General features: G+C 64.4%; 14 protein-coding genes. 2 read left to right on the forward strand and 12 right to left on the reverse strand.

Annotated elements, in window-relative coordinates:
• Window positions 1-36: 36 nt before the first annotated feature.
• A complete protein-coding gene (locus tag K3555_RS04805; protein WP_260007596.1) occupies window positions 37-627 on the reverse strand; it encodes an HD domain-containing protein in 591 nt (196 codons plus the stop codon).
• A 99-nt stretch (window positions 628-726) separates the two neighbouring features.
• On the opposite strand from K3555_RS04805, the gene K3555_RS04810 reads away from it, so the two are divergent.
• On the forward strand, window positions 727-1,620 hold the full coding sequence (locus K3555_RS04810) for a LysR family transcriptional regulator (RefSeq protein ID WP_260007597.1): 894 nt from the start codon (window positions 727-729) through the stop codon (window positions 1,618-1,620).
• Between the two features lie 15 nt (window positions 1,621-1,635).
• Here the strand turns inward: K3555_RS04810 and K3555_RS04815 are convergent, their stop codons facing one another.
• From K3555_RS04815 to K3555_RS04830, 4 genes are all read right to left on the reverse strand, one after another.
• On the reverse strand, window positions 1,636-1,971 hold the full coding sequence (locus K3555_RS04815) for a carboxymuconolactone decarboxylase family protein (protein WP_260007598.1): 336 nt from the start codon (window positions 1,969-1,971) through the stop codon (window positions 1,636-1,638).
• Between the two features lie 74 nt (window positions 1,972-2,045).
• Window positions 2,046-2,702 (reverse strand): class I SAM-dependent methyltransferase, encoded by a 657-nt coding sequence (locus K3555_RS04820; RefSeq protein WP_260007599.1) that lies wholly within the window; start codon window positions 2,700-2,702, stop codon window positions 2,046-2,048.
• Window positions 2,702-3,772 carry an FAD-binding oxidoreductase gene (locus tag K3555_RS04825; protein ID WP_259994412.1) on the reverse strand — a complete coding sequence of 357 codons (1,071 nt, stop codon included), beginning with the start codon at window positions 3,770-3,772 and terminating at the stop codon, window positions 2,702-2,704. The genes K3555_RS04820 and K3555_RS04825 overlap by 1 nt, the downstream gene beginning before the upstream one ends.
• Window positions 3,773-3,776: 4 nt before the next feature.
• Window positions 3,777-4,715 (reverse strand): aldo/keto reductase, encoded by a 939-nt coding sequence (locus K3555_RS04830; RefSeq protein ID WP_260007600.1) that lies wholly within the window; start codon window positions 4,713-4,715, stop codon window positions 3,777-3,779.
• Window positions 4,716-4,846: 131 nt separating this feature from the next.
• Between K3555_RS04830 and K3555_RS04835 the strand changes: the two genes are divergently transcribed.
• Entirely contained in the window at window positions 4,847-5,437 is a 591-nt protein-coding gene (locus K3555_RS04835) for a hypothetical protein (RefSeq protein WP_260007601.1), read from the forward strand.
• 72 nt (window positions 5,438-5,509) lie between these two features.
• On the opposite strand, the gene K3555_RS04840 is transcribed toward K3555_RS04835, so the two are convergent.
• The 7 genes from K3555_RS04840 to xdhA all read right to left on the reverse strand — a co-directional run bounded on the left by K3555_RS04840 (window position 5,510) and on the right by xdhA (window position 14,883).
• Entirely contained in the window at window positions 5,510-6,583 is a 1,074-nt protein-coding gene (locus tag K3555_RS04840; protein WP_259990590.1) for a BMP family ABC transporter substrate-binding protein, read from the reverse strand.
• A 61-nt stretch (window positions 6,584-6,644) separates the two neighbouring features.
• The gene (locus K3555_RS04845; RefSeq protein ID WP_260007602.1) at window positions 6,645-7,565 is read right to left on the reverse strand and encodes an ABC transporter permease; all 921 of its coding nucleotides are present in this window, start codon (window positions 7,563-7,565) and stop codon (window positions 6,645-6,647) included.
• On the reverse strand, window positions 7,565-8,647 hold the full coding sequence (locus tag K3555_RS04850) for an ABC transporter permease (RefSeq protein WP_260007603.1): 1,083 nt from the start codon (window positions 8,645-8,647) through the stop codon (window positions 7,565-7,567). Before K3555_RS04850 ends, K3555_RS04845 begins: the two co-directional genes overlap by 1 nt.
• A 42-nt stretch (window positions 8,648-8,689) precedes the next feature.
• Window positions 8,690-10,207 (reverse strand): ABC transporter ATP-binding protein, encoded by a 1,518-nt coding sequence (locus K3555_RS04855; RefSeq protein ID WP_260007604.1) that lies wholly within the window; start codon window positions 10,205-10,207, stop codon window positions 8,690-8,692.
• Window positions 10,204-11,139, reverse strand: a complete 936-nt coding sequence (gene xdhC / locus K3555_RS04860) for a xanthine dehydrogenase accessory protein XdhC (RefSeq protein WP_260007605.1) — start codon at window positions 11,137-11,139, stop codon at window positions 10,204-10,206. The genes K3555_RS04855 and xdhC overlap by 4 nt, the downstream gene beginning before the upstream one ends.
• Window positions 11,129-13,462 (reverse strand): xanthine dehydrogenase molybdopterin binding subunit, encoded by a 2,334-nt coding sequence (xdhB, locus tag K3555_RS04865; RefSeq protein WP_260007606.1) that lies wholly within the window; start codon window positions 13,460-13,462, stop codon window positions 11,129-11,131. The genes xdhC and xdhB overlap by 11 nt, the downstream gene beginning before the upstream one ends.
• Window positions 13,459-14,883, reverse strand: a complete 1,425-nt coding sequence (gene xdhA / locus K3555_RS04870) for a xanthine dehydrogenase small subunit (RefSeq protein WP_260007607.1) — start codon at window positions 14,881-14,883, stop codon at window positions 13,459-13,461. Before xdhA ends, xdhB begins: the two co-directional genes overlap by 4 nt.
• Window positions 14,884-15,076: the final 193 nt, after the last annotated feature.

Below are 15,076 nucleotides of genomic sequence, written 5' to 3' on the forward strand. Positions count from 1 at the left end.
TGGCGGCGCGCCGGGCGCGGCGCTGGGCCGCCGCGGTCAGCCGCCGGCGGTCTCGGCCAGCTCCATATGGCCCCAGCCGCGCGACAAAACCCGGCGCAGGATCGGCTCGAAGAACTCCAGCGGCTTGGTCGGATACGCCGGATCAAAGGCGCATTGGTCGTATTTTTCGCAGAAATACCTGCAGTCCTCCCAATGGGGGCTGTCACGGTATTTGTCGCGGGCGTTGCGGTCGCCGCCGAAATGATGGTTGTAGTAAAACCCCTGAAACACGCAGTGATGTTTGAGGATCCAATAGGTTTTCTCGCTGACATAGGGCTTCATCATCGCCGCTGACAGTTCGCCATGGTTATAGGGCGACAGGATATCGCCGGTGTCATGCACCAGTGCCGCCACGATGATTTCGTCATCGGCGCCGTCTTCATGCGCGCGGGTCGCCGCCTGCAGCGAGTGCTGGTAACGGTTCACCGGGTAAGGGGTCCAGTCCTCGTCCAGTGAGCGGATCGCGTCCAGGATCCGGTCGGGCAGGGCGGCGTTATAGGCCTCCTCGTATTTCTCCACTGCGGCCCAGTCTTCGGGCGTGGCGTCTTCGAAACTGGTCCAGGTTGGCTTGTGGCTTTTGTCCAGCATGTCGCGGGTCCTTTGGTTGATATGGTTTCAGCCTAGCGAAACGTATCTGAGCAGGAAAACGAATTGATTTGCTCGATCCGAGCAGAAATATTGATCATCATGCAGATCAACGCTTTTGAGACTTTTCTGGCTATTGAGGCCGCCGGCAGTTTTCACGCTGCGGCGCGGCGGCTGCATATCACCCAGACCGCGGTCAGCGCCCGCATCAAGGCGCTGGAGGAGGCGCTGAGCGCCAGCCTGTTTGAACGCGGGCCGGGCGGCACCCGGCTGTCTGCGGCGGGCCGGCAGTTTCTGCCCTATGCCGAGCAGATGATGCGGACCTGGGAGTTTGTTTCCGGCGATTTGCGGGAAAGCCTGGCGGGACGGGTCTCGCTGCGGCTGGGGGCGCAGCTGTCGGTTTGGGATCCTCTGCTGGTCGATGTGGCCGTCTGGCTGGAGCAGGCACAGGGCACCGTGCCGTTCACGCTGAACTATGATCACGGTCTCAACATGGGCGAAGCGGTGGCGCGCAGGCTGCTGGATCTGGCAATTGTGAACGAGGTTCCCGCAGGCACAAGACTAGGGGTAGAGGAGCTGCCGCCGGAGGAGCTGGTTCTGGTGTCGGACCAGCAGTTGCGGCTGGGCCGGGACGCATTGCCCCTGTTCATCAACCTGGAGTTCGGCAGCGAATATGCGGCGCAGGTGCAGCAAGTGCTGCCGCAGCGCAGCCGCCAGCATATTGTGCTGGGTAACGCCCCGATGGGCTTGCGCTATCTGATGAAGCGGGGCGGCATGGGGTATTTTCCTGCCTATATGGCGGCGGGGGCGCTGGCGGCCGGGCAGATCCACAGGGTCGAGGGCGCGCCGCCAATCCAACTGAGCTGCAAGGTGCTGTACCTGCCGGACAACCCGGCGCTGGAGCAGATCCGCCAGGTCCTGCAGGGACTGCGGGAGGTGCGCACTCAAAATTCCGGCGCGGAACTTCCGCCGGAAAACAGGTGGCCTCCGGGTTGAATTCCGCGTTGGAATTCAGCGGGTCAGCTGATCGAAACAGTCCATCGCCTTGGCCGCATACATCATTGCCGGTCCGCCGCCCATCTGGATCGACATCGCCAGCACGTCGCCGACTTCCGCCCGGCTTGCCCCCGACTTGACCAGCGCCTCCACATGCAAACCGATGCAATCCTCGCAGCGCAGGGCCACCGCGATGCCAAGGGCCACAAATTCCTTTTGCTTGAACTCCAGCACGCCGCCCTTTTTCACAGCTTTGCCGAGTGCGCCGAAGGCCTGCGCGGCTTCGGGGATGGCGTCGTTCAGATTGCGCAGCCCCTTGCGGGTCTCATTCAGTTTGCCGTGCCAGTCCATCTGCCTGTCCCTCAATAATACATTCCAATTTACGAAGGTGTATGGGCCGCAGGGGCGGGCAGCATTGATCCAGATCAGAGGCGTGGTTTTTCCGCAATCAGCGCAAGGTTGTTGGCGGGCATCTCGACCGCATGCAGCAGCTCCAGCCCGTTGCTGTGCAGCCAGCCGATGGTGTCGAAATCGTCCTTGTAGCCGATCTGCGGGTCGTGGGCGGTGAGGCTGGCGTGAAAGGTCCGGTCGCCTTCGCTGGTCAGCCCGCCGCCGCGCAGGAAGGGTCCGTAGATCACAAAGCGTCCGCCGGGGGCGAGGGCGGCGGCGGCCTCAGCGATGAGGGTTTTTGCTTCATCTTCGCTGATCAGATGCAACAGGTTCACCAGCACAATCAGGGTCTGGCCGGGGTGCTTTGCACCCCAGCCTGGGGCGGTTGCATCCAGCGGCACGGGCGGGGCGATGTTCGCCAGGCCCGCTTCATCGGCATAGGCCCGGATACTGGCAAGCCGGGCCGCCTCCGCTTCGCTGGGCTGCCACATCAGGCCGGGCAGGCGGGCGGCATAGGCCGCAATATGCTGGCCGGTGCCGCTGGCCAGCTCCAGTGCGCGGCCCTGTGCCGGGGCAATCCCGGCCAGCAGATCGCACAGCACATCGCTGTTGCGGGCGGCGGCGGGGGCGAACAGCTTGCCATCCTCTGGTGCCGCGACCGAGGCTGATCCGGGAACAGAGCGCACCGGCATCAGCGCAGCCTTGCAGGCGACAGGGCCGCGACGGCGGACGCATCCAGTGCCGGCGTGCGGCCTGCCGTCAGATCGGCAATCAGCTGCGAGGCGGAGGGGGCGGTCATGATGCCATAGCCGCCCTGGGCCGCACACCAGATGAAATCCGGCTGCTCCGGGTCCGGGCCCAGCACCAGGGTGCCGTCGGCCACAAAACTGCGCAGCCCGGCAAAGTTGCTTTCGACCCGCGTCACCGGCTCGGTCACCATTTCCTCGTAGCGCGCCAGTCCCTCGGCCAGCACCATGTCGTCGGCATAGGCGTCATGCGGATCCACCGGGTCGGTATCGGCGGGGGAGACCAACAGCTTGCCCGCGTCGGGTTTGGCGTACCAGGTTTCACCGACACCGATCATCATCGGCCAGCCGCTGACGTCATGCCCGCCCGGCGCAGGCAGCCGCGCCATCGAGCGGCGTTTGGGCTGCAGGCCGATGGTTTTCACACCCGCCAGTGCCGCAACCTGATCCGCCCAGGCGCCCGCCGCGTTGACCAGCTTGCGGGCCTGATAGGTCTGGCCGCCGGCAGTGACCCCCCAGCCTGACGCAGAGCGGGTGATGGCGGTCACCGGCGCCTTGGTCACGATCTGCCCGCCGGCGGCGCGCAAGGTTTTGGCGAAATCCTGCAGCATCCGGTCGGTGTCGATATCCTCGGCCGCACCGCTGACGGCGGCAAAGCCGACGGTATCGGGGTTCAGGATAGGGATCATGGCGCGGGCCTCGTCCAACTCCAGCGTAGCCATCTGCAGCTCATCCACGTCGCGGGCAAAGCCCTCGGCATCCTCCTTGGTCCCCACCAGCATCAGCCCGCGCGGTGACAGGTAGCCGCCGTCGCGCAAATAGGCGGCGCTGGCGCGGTTCAGGTCGATGGTGGGGCCGTGGCCGTAGTTTTCCTCGAACAAAGCAGCGGAGCGGCCCGAGGAATGGTAGCCAAGCGCGTCCTCCATCTCCAGCAGGGTAACGCTGCCAAGGTCTGCAAGCCGGGCGGCGGCGCTGGTGCCGGCCATGCCGCCGCCGATGACGATGAAATCCTGCATGGGTCTAATCCTGTTCTTCCAGCCGGTCGGTCGCGGGTGCGGGCCGGGGGCTGAGTGCTTCAATTGCTTGGTAAAGGTCCGGGTCCATAGCAAAATCCAGCGCCGCCAGCGAGGGCTGCAGCTGCTGGACAGTGCGGGCAGAGATGATCGGCACAGGGCGGCTGGGATGCGCTGCGGCCCAGGCAACGGCCAGAGTGGCGGGATCGGTTCCATGATCCGCTGCCAGAGCGGTCAGGGCTTGGGCGGCTTCATGCATGAAGGCCTGACCGTAGCGGGTGCGGTAGCCTTTGTCCTCGGTAATGCGGCCGCTGCCGCCGGTGGCGTATTTGCCGGTCAGCAGCCCGCCGCCCAGCGGGGAATAGGGGACGGCGGTGATGCCCTGATCAGCGCACATCGGCAGGATTTCCACTTCAGCCTGGCGCTTCACCAGCGAATACATCGGCTGCAGGATGTCCACGGCGGTGCCCGAGGCAAGGCCCGCCATCTGCGCCTTCATCACCTGCCAGGCAGCAAAGTTCGACAGCGCCGCATAGCGGATCAGCCCTTCGTCTTTGAGGGCCGCAAAACAGTCCATGGTTTCGCGCAGGCCGGTATGCGGATCAAACCGGTGCAGGTAGAGCACATCGACCATGTCCAGCCCCAGCCGGCGGCGGCTTTCGTCAAACTGAGTGCGGATGTTCGCGGCGCCGGCACCGCCGGTATAGCCGGCCTTGGTGGCGATCAGCAGCTGCTCGCGCTCCTCCCGGATCAGGCGGCCCAGGATCTCCTCCGAGCGGCCATCCGTATAGATCCAAGCGGTGTCAAAGTGGTTGATGCCAGCGGTGCGGCAGGCGGCGTACATCCGGGCCGATTGCGCCTCATCGGCGCGGCCGCCGAACTGCATGCAGCCAAAGGCAAAGCGGCTGGCGGGGGTGCCATCGGGGGTGGTCAGATTCTGCGTCATGCGCGGAGCTTGGCATAGGGGGCGCGGCAGGGAAAGACGGATTGCAGCCTTCGTGCAGCCCAGGCCTGGATGCCATAATGCGGCCCGGTTTTCTTGTCAGGATAGGCGCGGCAAAGCTACGGAGAGTAAACGTGAAACAGTTTCTGATGATCGGGGCGGCGGCGCTTCTGGCAGCCTGTGCGGGACCGGAGAAGCCCGACTACTGGTCGGCAACACGGGCTGGTTCCGGCGCGCAGACGGGAGGGCAGATCAGGGTGCAGACCGGGGCAAGCGGCACAGATTACCGTGCAGCAGCCGAGGCTGAGATGGCCCCCCATGCAGCGATGCGCCCGGGCCTGCACAAGACCCGCACCGGCGCCCCATGGCTGGTGGCCCATTCGGCGGGCTTCCAGGCTGGCGGCGCACGGCTGGCTGCCCGCGAAGCCGCCGGGGCTGCGATTGCCTACAAGGCGTTTGAACGCAAATCGCCCTATGCGGCAAAGACCCATCTGGGGGATGCGCAGACCCGGTTCCGGATCGTCACCGTGGATGGCAGCAGCTTTGCAGTGATGTTTGCCATCGATATGCCAAAGAAAGAGCTGCGGGCGGCTGACAGCGCCGCGCTGCAGGAGTTGACAGCCTATGTCGCGCAGATTTCCGGCTGCGCAGTGACCGGCGCGCCGCTGGCTGAACGGGATGGCGGACAGGTGCGTCGGCTGGCGGCGCCGGTGCGCTGTTCCTGACCGGGGCCGGTGACACCGAATGAAAAAGGCCCGCCAATTGGCGGGCCTTTCCATTTCTGAGTGACGCGCAGCTTACTGCGGGATGTCGCCTTCCAAGCCTTCGACATAGAAGTTCATGCCAGCCAGGGTGCCGTCGTCTGCGGTCTCGCCCTCAGCCAGCCAGTCCGAGCCGTCCTGCTTTTTGATCGGGCCGGTGAACGGGTGGTAGGAGCCGTTTGCAATGGACTCCTTGATTGCCAGCGCGGCGGCTTTCACATCCGCCGGTACCGCGTCGGAAATCTCGCCGATGCCAACCATGCCGGCGCCGATGCCGTCCCAGGTGTCAACCGACTCCCAGTTGCCGTCGATCACCGCCTTGGTGCGGGCGATGTAGTAGGGCGCCCAGTCGTCGATGATCGAAGACACCCGCGGCTTGGGACCGTATTCCGCCATGTCGGAGGCCTGGCCAAAGGTGATCACATTGCCTGCGGCCTGTGCGGCGGCCTGCGGTGCGGTGGAGTCTGTGTGCTGCAGGATCACGTCGGCACCTTGTTCGATCAGCACCTTGGCGGCATCAGCCTCTTTCGCAGGATCGAACCAGGTGAAGGCCCAGACGATCTTGAACTGGACGTCGGGGTTCACCTTCTTGGCGTGGATATAGGCGGAGTTGATGCCGCGCACGACTTCCGGGATCGGATATGAGCCGATGTAGCCGACCACGTTGCTTTCGGTCATGTGGCCCGCGATGGTGCCCTGTACTGCGCGGCCCTCGTAAAAGCGGGCGGAGTAGGTTGAGACGTTGTCGGCGCGTTTATAGCCGGTGGCGTGCTCGAACTTCACGTTCGGGAATTTCTTGGCGACGTTGATGGTCGGGTCCATGTAGCCAAAGGAGGTGGTGAAGATCAGGTCGGCGCCCTCCAGCGCCATCTGGGTCATCACCCGCTCGGCGTCGGGACCTTCGGCGACGTTTTCCACGTACACAGTTTCGACCTTGTCGCCGAATTCAGCCTCAACCGCTTTGCGGCCCTGGTCGTGCTCATAGGTCCAGCCGCCGTCGCCGACGGGGCCGACATAGACAAAGCCCACTTTGGTGGTGTCGGCCATCGCCGCACCGGCGGCCAGGCCAAGCGCCATCGCGGCGCTGGTCAGAAGTTTGGTCAGTTTCATCAATTTCTCCCCAGTTTGGATCTTTTTGGCCCCGGGGTGCCGGGGCAGTGAAAAGCCCCCCTTAACGGGAGGCATGGAAGTTGCGGCCAAGCGAGGCGGGTGCGCTGCTTTTGTCCGCCGAAAGGATAACAAGCACAATGATCGTAATCAGATAGGGCGACATTGCCAGATACTCGACCGGAATGGCAACGCCTGCCGCCTGCAGATTGAGCTGCACCACGGTGACCCCGCCGAACAGGTAGGCACCCAGCAAAGCGCGCCAGGGTTTCCAGCTGGCAAAGACCACCAGCGCCAGCGCAATCCAGCCGATGCCGGCGGTCATGCCTTCGGTCCATTGCGGGACGCGAATGAGGCTGATGTAGGCACCGCCAAGACCGGCGCAGGCGCCGCCGAACATGATTGCCATCAGGCGGATTTTCAGCACCTTGTATCCCAGCGCATGGGCGGCGTCGTGGTTCTCGCCCACTGCGCGCAGCACCAGCCCGATGCGGGAATACTTCAGCACCCACCAGACCGCGGCGGTCAGCACGATACCGAAGTAAAGGATGATGTCATGGCCGAACAGGATCGGGCCGACCACGGGCAGATCGCTGAGCACCGGGATATGGATATCGCCCATCTGCGGCGGTTTCACACCGACATAGGACTGCCCCAACAGCGCCGAAAGCCCCAGCCCGAACAGGGTCAAAGACAGGCCCGAGGCGACCTGGTTTGCCTGGGCAAACTGGGTGAGGATCGCGAACAGGATCGACAGCGCCGCACCGGCAAAGGCGGCAGCGACAAAGCCCAGCAAGGGTGAGCCGCTCTCCACCGCCACGGCAAAGCCTGCGATGGCGCCGATGATCATCATCCCCTCGACGCCAAGGTTCAACACTCCGGATTTCTCGACCACCAGCTCGCCTATGGCGGCCAGCAGCAGCGGGGTTGCCGCCACCATCAGCGAAGCGATGAGCAGGACCGGGTTGATTGCAGAAAGATCCATTACGCCACCTCCGGCTTGCTGAGTGCGATGCGGAAATTGGTCAACAGGTCAAAGGCAAGGAGGAAGAACAGAAGCATGCCCTGGAACACCTGAATGGCCGCGGCGGGCAGCTGCAGGTTCGACTGCGCGATGTCGCCGCCGATGTATGTCAGCGCCATCAGCCCGCCGGCCAGCAGGATGCCTACGGGATGCAGGCGGCCCAGAAACGCGACGATAATGGCGGTAAAGCCATAGCCCACGTTGAAGTCGATGGAGATCTGGCCCGAAGGCCCCGAGACCTCGAACATGCCGGCCAGCCCGGCCAAAGCGCCAGAAGTGCCAAGGCAGAACAGCACCAGCCGGGTCGGGTTCACGCCGGCAAACTTGGCCGCGCGCGGCGCCTCGCCAGTGAGGCGGATGTGGTAGCCGGTCATGTGGCGGTTCAGCAGCACATAGGCAAAGATCACCGCAATCAGCGCCGCCACTACACCCCAGTGCATCCCAGATCCGGCAATCAGCTCGGCGTTATGGGCGCTGTCCCAGGATTGCAGGTTGCGCGAACCGGGGAAGCCGAAGCCCTCCGGGTTCTTCAAGAGGCCCAGTGAGACCGAGGCGAGAAACTGCTCGGCCACATAGACCAGCATCAGCGAGACCAGGATTTCATTGGTGCCGAACCGGGTTTTCAGAATGGCCGGGATCATCGCCCAGAGCCAGCCGCCAAAGGCGCCGGCAATCACCATGAAGGGGAAAATGAGGAAGGATTCGGAAGGATAGAAGGCCAGGCCCGCCCCAGCGCCGAATATGGCGCCCATGATGTATTGCCCTTCGGCGCCGATGTTCCAGATGCCGGCCCTGAAACCCAGCGACAGCCCGATGGCGATCAGCACCAGCGGCGCGCCTTTGACCAGCAGCTGGGGGCGGTAGTAGAAAGAGAACTCGCCAAACAGCGGCTCCCAGAAAATGGTGCGGATCGCCTCCACCGGTGGTTTGCCAAGGGCTGCAAACAACAGTCCGCCAAACAGCATCGTCGCCAGCACCGCCACCAGCGGCGTTGCCATCGACCATGCGCGCGACGGCTGCGGCCGTTTCTCAAGCCGGATCATAAAGCGGCTCCCTGTTTCATCGTTTTATTTCTTTTGCGGAGGTCAAACATGCGCCACCTCCATGCCGTGGGCGCCGCCCATCATCAGGCCGATCTCGTCCACCGTCAGGCCCGCGGCCTCACGCGGGGCGCTCAGGCGGCCTTCGTTCAATGCGGCAAAGCTGTCGGAGATTTCCATCAGCTCGTCCAGATCCTGGCTGATGCAGATCACCGCGGCGCCCTTGGCGGCCAGATCCAGCAGCGACTGGCGGATGGCTGCGGCGGCAGCGGCATCGACACCCCAGGTCGGCTGGTTCACTACCAGCACATCCGGGTCCTGCAGAACCTCGCGTCCGATCACAAACTTCTGCAGATTGCCGCCCGACAGCGAGCGCGCCGCATTGCCGGGACCAGGCGTGCGGACGTCAAAAGCCTTGATGATACGTTCGGCAAAATCCTTGGTCGCTGCCCAATCCAGAAACCCGTTTTTTTCCAGCCCCTCGCGCACCGATCCGGTGAGCATGGCATTCTCCGTCAGGCTCATATCCGGGGCGGCGGCGTGGCCCAGGCGTTCTTCGGGTGCTGCCAGAACGCCCAGCTTGCGCCGCGCGGCGGGGCCGAGGCGGCCGATGGGTTGCCCATGCAGTTTCACCGCATCCGCATCGGTCAGGACCTCGCCGGAGAGCACACCCAGCAGTTCGTCCTGCCCGTTGCCTGCCACGCCGCCGATGCCAAGGATTTCGCCCTTCTTTACCGTCAAGTGCACGTTCTTCAGCGCGGTGCCAAAGGCCGAAGGCGCCGGTACCGACAGGCCGGAGATATCCATCGCCACACCGCCGAATTCGCGGCTGCCGCGTTCCGGGGTCTGCAAGGTGCTGCCGACCATCATCTCCGCCATGTCGCGGGCCGAGGTTTCAGCCGGTGTGCATTCGCCGACGTTCTTGCCCAGCCGCAGAATGGTGGCGTGATCGCAGAGCGTGCGGATTTCCTCCAGCTTGTGCGAGATATAAAGGATCGAGGTGCCCTCGGACTGCAGCTTCTGCAGTGTCTTGAACAGGATCTCCACCTCCTGCGGGGTCAGCACCGAGGTCGGCTCGTCCATGATCAGCAGTTTCGGGTCCTGCAGCAGGCAGCGGATGATCTCCACCCGCTGACGCTCGCCTGCCGACAAATCACCAACAGTACGGAACGGGTCCAGCGGCAACCCATAGGTCTCCGACACCTCGCGGATGCGGGCGGCGAGGTCGCGCAACTCCGGCGGGTTTTCCATCCCCAGCGCGATGTTCTCGGCCACGTTCAGCGCGTCAAACAGCGAAAAATGCTGGAACACCATGGCGATGCCGTCAGCGCGTGCCGCACGCGGCTCCGCCGGGGCGAAAGGCTCCCCGCGCAGCAGCATCTGGCCGCTGTCGGGCTTCACAAGGCCATAGATCATCTTGACCAGCGTCGATTTCCCGGCGCCGTTTTCACCGAGGAGGGCATGTACTTCGCCCTCGCCGATGTCAAAGGAGACGGAGTCATTGGCCACAACCCCGGGGTAGGCCTTGGTCAGGCCTTGCAGGCTTAACAGTGGTACACTCACGCGCGCCGGTCCTTTCTCAGTTCTTCTTTTGCACTCAGCCGCAGCAGCTGGGCCGCGACGCCGACCGCAATCATCTGCGGATGTTTTCCAAGTTGCGGATCGCCGATCGGGCAGGTGATCCGTGAAATCCGGTCCGGGCTGTGGCCCAGGGCGGCAAGACGCGACCGGAACCGCGCCCATTTGGTTTTGGAGCCGATCAGCCCGGCGAAGGCAAAGCCGTGGCCCAGCAAAGCGTGGCATAGCGCCAGATCCAGCGCATGGGAATAGGTCAGCACCAAATGCGCAGCGTTTTCAGGCGCATGCGGCACCAGAGGCGCAACGTCAGCTGCCGGAATCGCGGTGACACCTGCCGGGGTTTCAACCGGGAACCGCGCGGCGGCGGTGTCCGCCCAGGTGATCTGCAATTCCGGCAGCGGTGCCAGCACATTGACCAGCGCCCGCCCGACATGGCCCGCGCCCCAGATCCAGACCGGCAGTTGCGGCTGATGCACCGGTTCGATCATCCAGCCGTCCACCAGCTGCGGCGCAAGGGGCAGGCCCTGGCTGCGGGCGGCAGCGAGGATGCGTTTCACCGCCATCGGCATCGGCGCCGGGCTGGCGGAGCGGGCGATGATCTCCTGATCCAGCGCGGCCAGATCCGCGGTCTCATAGACCTCGCTCAGCAGGGTGACCGCGCCGCCGCAGCATTGGCCCAGGTCCGGCCCTAATGCATGGGTGCTGAACGTCTTGGGCTCGGCTTGCAGGCGTGCGGCCTCTGCGGCCTCAAACTCCAAGGCGCCACCGCCGATGGTGCCGCTTTGGCCATCCTTCCACACTAGCATGGCGGTGCCCGTCTCGCGCGGGGAGGAGCCGCGGATGGCAGCGATCACCACGCGAGTGACGCGGCCATGTTCGGAAACCGCCTTGCGGAGGGCTGCAACATCAAACCCCATCGCGCACCCTCCGGATTGCGCGCCAGACTTCCTCTGCCGTCGCCGGCGCGTTCAGCGCCGGGTAGCTGTCGCCAAAGGCGGAAACCGCATCGCTGAGCGCCAGCCAGGCGGAGATGCCCAGCATAAAAGGCGGCTCCCCCACCGCCTTGGAGCGGTAGATGGTGTCCTCGCGGTTCTGCCCGTCGTAAAGTGCAACGTTGAACACATCGGGCCGGTCCGAGCAGGCAGGAATCTTGTAGGTCGAGGGCGCATGAGTCCTGAGCCGCCCGGCGCCGTCCCAGACCAGTTCTTCGGTGGTCAGCCAGCCGGCGCCCTGCACATAGCCGCCCTCGATCTGGCCGATGTCGATGCCTGGGTTCAGCGACGCGCCGGCATCGTGCAGAATGTCTGCACGCAGGATACGGTTCTCACCGGTGAGGGCGTCCACAACAACCTCGGTCACAGCGGCGCCATAGGCGAAATAGTAAAACGGGCGGCCCTGGCCCTTGATCCGGTCCCATTCCACCTTGGGTGTCTTGTAAAAGCCGGTGGCAGACAGGCTGACCCGGCCCTGGTAGCAGGTCATGGCGGCCTGATCGAAGGACATTTCGTCCTGGCCAATGCGCACCATGCCACCTTCAAACACCACATCGCCGGGGCGGGCCTGATGCTGCAACGCCAGATACTCGGCCATGCGGTCTCGAAGGATGTCGCAGGCCGCTTTCACCGCCATGCCATTAAGGTCGGACCCCGACGAGGCCGCGGTGGCGGAGGTATTGGGCACTTTGGCGGTGTCGGTTGCGGTGATCTTGACCTTCTCCAGCGGGATGCCAAAGCGGCTGGCGGCAACCTGTGCCACCTTCTGAAACAGCCCCTGGCCCATCTCGGTGCCGCCGTGGTTCAGATGCACCGAGCCGTCCTGATAGACATGCACCAGCGCGCCGGCTTGATTGAGATGCGTCAGCGTAAAGGAAATCCCGAACTTCACCGGCGAAAAGGCAATGCCGCGCTTCAGGTGGGTCTGGCCCTTGTTCCATTCCGCAATCGCTGCCTTGCGCGCCGCATAATCCGAGGAGCGCAGCAAATCCACCGTCATCCCATGCAGCTCAAAATCTGTGACTTCCATGCCATAAGGCGTGGTGTTGTCTTTCCTCTTGCCGGAAGTATCCCGGGGGGCAGGGGGGGCAGAGCCCCCCTCCGCCGGTGCCGCATAATAATTCCGCTGCCGCAGCTCCGCTGGGTCCATCCCGAGGTCATGGGCGATATGGTCCATCACCCGCTCGATCCCGACCATGCCCTGCGGTCCGCCAAAGCCGCGGTAGGCGGTGGCGCTTTGCCGGTTGGTGCGCAGGCGGTGGCTCTCGATCCGGATATCGGGGATCAGATAGGCGTTATCCGCGTGCAGCATCGCGCGGTCGGCGACCGGCAGCGACAAGTCCTGCGCCCAGCCGCAATCTGCCAGATGCAGGAACTCGACCCCTTGCAGAAGGCCGTCCTCATCAAATCCAGCGCGGTAGGAGATGCGGAAGGCGTGGCGCTTGCCGGTGATCACCATGTCGTCGTCACGGTCATAGCGCATCTTGCAGGGCTTGCCGGTCAGCCGCGCCGCAACGGCACAAGCGACGGCCAAAGCATTGCCCTGGCTTTCCTTGCCGCCAAAGCCGCCGCCCATGCGGCGGGTTTCGACCCGCACGGCGTGCATCGGCAGGCCGATGGCGTCCGCGACTTTGTGCTGGATCTCGGCCGGGTGCTGGGTCGAGGAGAAGACATGCATGCCGCCATCCTCCTGCGGCCAGGCCATTGCCGCCTGGCCTTCGAGGTAGAAATGCTCCTGTCCGCCGAGTTCGAATGTGCCCTCAATCATGCGCGGAGCGGCAGCGATGGCAGCGGCGGCGTCGCCCTTGGCATAGATGCGCGGGCCTTCCTCGAACCGGCTGTCAGCTGCAAGGGCCGCGTCCAGGGTCAGCAGGGCGGGCTCCTCGGCATAGTCGGCCTTGCCCTTGCGGGCCGCGATGCGGGTGTTGCGATGGCTGTCAGCCACCACCAGGAACACCGGCTGGCCGACGTAGTTGACCGTGCCCGAGGCCAGCAGCGGCTCGTCATGGATCGAAGGGGAGACGTCGTTGGAAAACGGCAGCCCCCTGGCGGTCAGCACCGCCACGACACCGGGGCTGTGCTGCGCGTCGTGCAGGTCCATGCCGGTGATATGGCCGCGGGCGATGGGGGAAAGGCCAAAGGCCAGATGCAGCGTGCCGGCGGGCGAGGGGATGTCATCCACATAGCGCGCGGCGCCGGTCACATGCAGTTCGGCGGCGTCATGGGGGAGGGGTTTTGAAATGCTCATGGTTTCACCTCCAGCACCGAAACTGCCGCGCCGTTCATCTCTGCGAAATAGCGGCAAAGCATGCTGCGCGCGGTTTCCAGCCGGTATTCGGCTGAGCCACGCATGTCGCTCATCGGGGTGAAGTCCTGATCAAAGGCCGCGGCGGCGGCCTGGATCGTGGCTTCATCCCAGGGCTGGCCTGCGAGGGCGGCCTCGACATTCGCGGCGCGCTTGGGGATACCTGCCATGCCGCCAAAGGCGATGCGGGCCGTAGTGATCCGGCCGTTCCCGACTGTCACGTTGAAAGCACCCAGCACGGCGGAGATGTCCTGATCAAAACGTTTCGACAGCTTGTAGACTTTCAGCGCGCCGGGCTGGCGCGGGAAGCTGACGGCCTCGACAAATTCGCCATGCTGGCGGTCCTGTTTGCCGTAGCCGAGGAAGAAATCCTCCAGCGGTAAATCGCGGCGGTCATCCCCATTGCGCAAGTGCAGGGTGGCACCGAGCGCGATCAGTGCGGGCGGGGTGTCGCCAATGGGGGAGCCGTTGGCGATATTGCCGCCAACTGTAGCGGCGGCGCGCACCTGCTGGGAGGCGAAGCGGCGGAGCATTTCGGCGAATGACGGGTGCAGCGGTTCTATTGCGGTGCGCAGGGCGTTCATGTCTGACATGGCGCCAATGCGGACGGAGGTATCCGTGACCTGAATGTCCTTCAGGTCTGTGCAGCCGTCCAGCAAGATCATCTGCGGCAGATGGCGCAGCTGCTTGGTGACCCAGAGGCCGACGTCGGTGGCGCCGGCCACAAGGGTTGCATCCGGGTTGGCGCTGTAGAGTTCGGCTAGTTCGTCTGCGGAGGCGGGCAGCAGCGGGGGCGTTGCCGCAGGGGGGCCGGAGGGGGGCGCTGCCTCCCGGCCTGCGGCCTCCCCCCGGAGTATTTCGGAAAAAGTGAAAGAGGTTTCATCCGCGATCCAGTCCGGGACCGGGGCGCCGCTGGCGGCCTCGGCGGCGCGGATGATCGGGGCGTAGCCGGTGCAGCGGCAAAGGTTGCCGGCCAGCTGGTCGTCATAATCCGTCGCACCGTTGGTGTGGGCGGTCACCATCGACATGATGAAGCCGGGGGTGCAGAAACCGCATTGGCTGCCGTGATGATCGATCATGGCCTGCTGCACCGGATGCAGGCTGCCGTCCGGGCCTGCGGCACCTTCGACAGTGCGGACAGATTTGCCGTTGAGCTGGGGCAGGAACAGAATGCAGGCATTCAGCGCCTTCGATCCGCGTGAATCGGTGACCATCACGGTGCAGGCGCCGCAATCGCCCTCATTGCAGCCTTCTTTGGTGCCGGTGAGACCCTTAGCGTCGCGCAGCCAGTCCAACAGCGTGACTGAGGCGTCTGCGTGTTCGATCAGAACGTCTTCACCATTCAGACGAAAGGCGAGTGCCATCTTCCCGGGATCCGCCGCGTTACCCTGTTGACCCGGTGTGCCTTCCTTCGATGCGGCGTAGAAGGAGAGGCGGGCTGTGTATTGCTTGCGGATACCAGCCTAGGGAGCAGGCCCTTGGCAAAGCAAGGAAAACCGCTGCTGCGCTGCAGTATTCCGCGGCGCAAGAAAATTGCGGATGCAGCGGCTATGCTGT

This window comes from Leisingera sp. M527, from assembly GCF_025141525.1.
Lineage (GTDB): Bacteria > Pseudomonadota > Alphaproteobacteria > Rhodobacterales > Rhodobacteraceae > Leisingera.

Excerpts from the sequence above, each read along its gene's own strand:
- K3555_RS04820 (WP_260007599.1), bottom strand. The coding sequence starts at position 2,702 with ATGCCGGTGCGCTCTGTTCCCGGATCAGCCTCGGTCGCGGCACCAGAG.
- K3555_RS04825 (WP_259994412.1), bottom strand. The coding sequence starts at position 3,772 with ATGCAGGATTTCATCGTCATCGGCGGCGGCATGGCCGGCACCAGCGCC.
- K3555_RS04810 (WP_260007597.1), top strand. The coding sequence starts at position 727 with ATGCAGATCAACGCTTTTGAGACTTTTCTGGCTATTGAGGCCGCCGGC.
- K3555_RS04850 (WP_260007603.1), bottom strand. The coding sequence starts at position 8,647 with ATGATCCGGCTTGAGAAACGGCCGCAGCCGTCGCGCGCATGGTCGATG.
- K3555_RS04840 (WP_259990590.1), bottom strand. The coding sequence starts at position 6,583 with ATGAAACTGACCAAACTTCTGACCAGCGCCGCGATGGCGCTTGGCCTG.
- xdhA (WP_260007607.1), bottom strand. The coding sequence starts at position 14,883 with ATGGCACTCGCCTTTCGTCTGAATGGTGAAGACGTTCTGATCGAACAC.
- K3555_RS04845 (WP_260007602.1), bottom strand. The coding sequence starts at position 7,565 with ATGGATCTTTCTGCAATCAACCCGGTCCTGCTCATCGCTTCGCTGATG.
- K3555_RS04805 (WP_260007596.1), bottom strand. The coding sequence starts at position 627 with ATGCTGGACAAAAGCCACAAGCCAACCTGGACCAGTTTCGAAGACGCC.
- K3555_RS04830 (WP_260007600.1), bottom strand. The coding sequence starts at position 4,715 with ATGACGCAGAATCTGACCACCCCCGATGGCACCCCCGCCAGCCGCTTT.
- K3555_RS04815 (WP_260007598.1), bottom strand. The coding sequence starts at position 1,971 with ATGGACTGGCACGGCAAACTGAATGAGACCCGCAAGGGGCTGCGCAAT.
- xdhC (WP_260007605.1), bottom strand. The coding sequence starts at position 11,139 with ATGGGGTTTGATGTTGCAGCCCTCCGCAAGGCGGTTTCCGAACATGGC.
- xdhB (WP_260007606.1), bottom strand. The coding sequence starts at position 13,462 with ATGAGCATTTCAAAACCCCTCCCCCATGACGCCGCCGAACTGCATGTG.